The sequence below is a fragment of the Candidatus Omnitrophota bacterium genome (assembly GCA_028716565.1).
GTDB lineage: Bacteria > Omnitrophota > Gorgyraeia > Pluralincolimonadales > Pluralincolimonadaceae > Pluralincolimonas.
On the sequence record JAQUPL010000015.1, the window covers coordinates 1 to 4,032 of the forward strand.

Consider the following 4,032-nt stretch of genomic DNA (forward strand, 5'->3'; position numbering starts at 1 on the left):
CAATGCAAGGACATTCCGGATGAGGATATTCTAGCATTACTTCGTCAGAGGCCTGGCGTAGGGTTTTCTTGGTTTGATATCGAAACCGGAATGCCTAGTGTACGGAAAGCATTCCCTCCAGGTTGTCCAGATAACCTGATACTGGCGAAGATGGGTCAGTTGATACACAAGGGGGTTGTAGAGGGATGTGCTTGCGGGTGTAGGGGCGATTTTCGGGAAGCGGTGAAGAAGGAAAGGGAGGGGAAGTGAAGATTACTAGATACAAGTCTAAGGGTGTACCAAAGGCACATGATTCAAATTGCATGACTCGGAAGCCTGAATCTGAACGGGTTCATCCTTTCTGTGATTGTACTTGGAGACCGCGTAAACGTTTCCAACGTGTAGCTACACGACAGAGGACTCGATGAAACCTAAGAACTTCCCAGGTCGTAAGAATCGGCGCAGGCATGGTAAAGGGAGTGAGTACGACATTCCGCCGATTGCGGATATCAGGTTCAGGTTTGGGCGCAGCAAAAGAAGGGTAGATGGGGTGCCGAAGTGAAGTACAGTGCAGTTCCGCTATATGACGGTTTTATCATCGAATGGCTTTACGATGGGGAAGAGCGTTCCATTGGTCAGTATCCGCGTATATGGGTTGAACAGGGGAAACGGATACTTGTGGAAGAATGTGCTGGAAGTGCTTTCATTGAGGCTTCGTTAGTATCCTCTGTTGGGGTGCATAGTAAGTTACGCTTTATTCCTGACACTCCGCCTATTCTTCATCGAGGTAAGGGCGGACCGCCTGAGTTCTGTGAGAAGTCTCAGCGGGTGGATGGTAAGTTTCACTCATGGGAATTCGATGGCGACGACCCATGGGTAGTGTGTTGTTGGTGTGGAGCAAGGAGAAGAGCATGAACCGAGATGAAGCAGTCAAACAGGTTGAAGAAGGACTCACATACCTAATACTGAGTCATGCAGGAAGCGTGGCTAGTGAACAGTATGCTCCAAGTTATACTAGCGATGATTCGGATGGGTACATCAAAGAACACAAGGAGTGGGTCGCTGAACTCCGGCGCATACGTCAAGAATTCGAAAACCTAGTAACTGGTCTGTTGGAGAAAGTGTAAACCTATGAGTATGATTCTCAGAGTGCTTGTTGACACGAAAGGTGCGATGTGTAGCACGAAATGTCGGTTCCTTGACAGTGTAGTGGATTCGTGTACACTGTTCGGAAAACTCGAACATGAGCATCTTTCCGCCCCATTGCGTCACGCGAATTGTGTCAAGGCCGGAGTCGACGCACGTCCAGCAGACTTGCGCCATTCGGTCAAGGGCCGTCCGCAGCTGGTTCGCACCAGAAGGGGCTAGTGTAGGTTGGTTGAGCATACCATCGCATGTTTCCCTACATGTAGGTGTGTTCCCTACCTCGGACTTTGGGCCGTCCGGCCGGTACCCACAAGGTACCGTCCGGGTAGCCGGACGCTGTATCTGAGCGGCACACTGTTACGCTCTGATACGGCGCTAGCGTGCGTCCCAGGCACAGGCCTATCGGCCGGCCTGCTGGTTCCTCAGTAATATCAAGTACTTAGCCAACACACCTACATGTAGGATACGTTTAGAAGTGTCTGGCACAGGCCTTGCAACTAGTCCTAGTGTCAGGCGAGACGGATTGACCGGCAAGCCTGGCTGGTTCCGACGCAATCGGAAGGACTGACCGGAACCGAAACGGTCGGAGGTTTCCATGTACAGCATAATTCGCATGTGGCAGAATGGGGCCCGCCGGGTTATTCAAACCGGGCTCACCTTAGAGCAGGCAGAAGCCCATTGCAGGGACCCACAGACGAGTTCTAGGACGTGTACGAACAAGGCCGGGCGCCAACGGACCAGGCGGTCCGGGGCATGGTTTGACGGGTTTACCGATGAACCACGGCCTAAGGGGCGGCGCCGGTTCGATGACTCTGAATTCGACCGCTACAAGACATCAGCCGAACGATTGCGCCGACATAGCAAGTAACAGCTTGCCGCAAGCCTACTGTCCAAAGTAGGCCTGAGGAAAGGGGTTACAACATGGGAATCTATCGCGTAGTATTCGGGTATTCTGATTCAAGTGCAGTAAAACATAATGTATCTGATCTGGATTATCGGTCCGCTTGTACATTATTCGAATCATTGCGCCGATCAGTAGCGTATATGTACCTCACTAACTCTTTTGAGGTCATTCGGACTACCGAATCGAGTTTTCGAGTCCCGGCGTGACAGCTTGCCGCAAGCCTACTGTCCAAAGTAGGCCTGAGGAAAGGGGTTACGATGGCAAAGGTCACTGTAGAAGACTTGCGACTCAAGATTAGAGTATTAGAACGACCTTATGTTGGGTTCGGTCCTAGGCCTGATATGCCGCCAAAGGTTGCTGCGGATATCTGGAAACTATGCGAACAACTCGACAAGTTGCTAGGCATAAAGTAACAGCTTGCCGACAGTATACAGCCCTAGTGTATACTGTAGGAAAGGGGTTACAATGGCTCACAAGTGCAGGCAGATACTAGAAGCCAGCCTATTGAAGACTGGCAAGATAACCAAGCCTCTAACTACTGCGGACGGTAAAGCTCAGCGACGTTACTGGCTGAACCATACCGATGCATTGAAGAATCCAATCAAGTTTGAAGCCCCATTGCTTGCAATTCTGCGAGGATTAGCAGACTATGCCGATACACATGAAACTAAGTATGGCGATCCAATTGGTAAGGATTACTATACAGGTGAACAATGGCTCGATGCATTGCGCGGAGTGAAAGGCTTTCTGAATTGCGAATTGAATCGGCTTGACGGTGGTACACTTGACGGCGCAATTCGAGAATTAGCAACAGTGGCTGGATTAGACCCGGACCTGAATAAGTAACAGCTTGCCGACAGTATACAACCCTAGTGTATACTGTAGGAAAGGGGTTACCGTATGAAAAGTATGACCTATGGCATCCTGCCGACCGAATCAGAATTCCGAGCAGCTTACGACGCACAGGATACGGCTGGAGAATTGCGAGGCGGGTTGTTTCACTTCGGGAATGACAAGCGGGTTGGAACCTGCGCCATGACCTGCAGTGAGCTTTGGAATGAAGTCCAGAAAGCTTTCGGCGAATATGAGGTCGATCAAAAGTGGGAAGAAAACGGGCCGGGCGACTGGGTTAGTGCAGTCCTCTACTGCCTAGGTTTCGAGTGGATATAACAGCTTGCCGACAGTATACAGCCCTAGTGTATACTGTAGGAAAGGGGTTATCCCGATGCATATCCGAACCAATCATAATTGGCACGAGTTCAAGTGCCGTGCCGAGGTTCCGGTCAAGATACTGACCAACCGATTCGACTGGATGATTCCCGAGTCAATCCGGGACAAGCCGGAACTAGTCAAGGCCTGGTGTAAAGGTGAGGAACGATCCGAACTAGAAGACAAGAACGGCGACTATTGGGATGGTTTCTTCTGTTACCATGGGTATTGGGAACATACTTCCGAGTATACTCGGATCACAGAAAACACTTCCAATTCCTTCACACACAATGTGCCAAAAGATCATCCCTTGGCATATTGGGACGGAGTGAAACACGACTCAATGTCAACCGGTACTCTCATAAAACTAGACAGGGACGGTGAACGCTACCAAGTCGCTTCCTACTGCTCGTAACAGCATACCCCGAGTCTACTGGCGGCAGTAGACTCGCAGAATGAGGTTACAATGTCTGAACATCATTACATCTATGGTTCAGGTTCGTTTGGTTGCATGTATGACTGTGGTCCGAATGTTGCAGAAACTAAGGAGCAGGCAATAGATGCATTACTTCAGATCTTCGCAGATATACCTGACGAAGAACTAGATGTAATGAAGGCCGATCTAGTACGGTCTTGTTACCATTCATTCAAAAGTCCAGAAGCCGGTGCAGACTATTGTGAGATAGTTTGGCAGCCAGGCCCAGCGCCGGAGGAAACCGATGGATCCTAACGTAAACTACAATCGCCAGATTGAACTCGCTAAACGCATTCAGTATGCAGAAGACCACGGTCAT

Annotated in this window: 6 protein-coding genes; all 6 read left to right on the forward strand. The window is 50.0% G+C overall.

Features of this window, described 5'->3' with window-relative positions:
• The coding region (locus PHO67_08940) for a hypothetical protein (GenBank protein ID MDD5547262.1) at positions 1-249 on the forward strand (249 nt) is incomplete at its 5' end.
• A gap of 641 nt (positions 250-890) precedes the next feature.
• On the forward strand, positions 891-1,106 hold the full coding sequence (locus PHO67_08945) for a hypothetical protein (protein ID MDD5547263.1): 216 nt from the start codon (positions 891-893) through the stop codon (positions 1,104-1,106).
• A 1,180-nt stretch (positions 1,107-2,286) separates the two neighbouring features.
• Positions 2,287-2,442, forward strand: a complete 156-nt coding sequence (locus tag PHO67_08950) for a hypothetical protein (protein MDD5547264.1) — start codon at positions 2,287-2,289, stop codon at positions 2,440-2,442.
• 52 nt (positions 2,443-2,494) lie between these two features.
• Entirely contained in the window at positions 2,495-2,875 is a 381-nt protein-coding gene (locus tag PHO67_08955; protein MDD5547265.1) for a hypothetical protein, read from the forward strand.
• Between the two features lie 54 nt (positions 2,876-2,929).
• Positions 2,930-3,199, forward strand: a complete 270-nt coding sequence (locus tag PHO67_08960; protein ID MDD5547266.1) for a hypothetical protein — start codon at positions 2,930-2,932, stop codon at positions 3,197-3,199.
• Positions 3,200-3,704: 505 nt separating this feature from the next.
• Positions 3,705-3,968 (forward strand): hypothetical protein, encoded by a 264-nt coding sequence (locus tag PHO67_08965; protein ID MDD5547267.1) that lies wholly within the window; start codon positions 3,705-3,707, stop codon positions 3,966-3,968.
• Positions 3,969-4,032 lie beyond the last annotated feature (64 nt).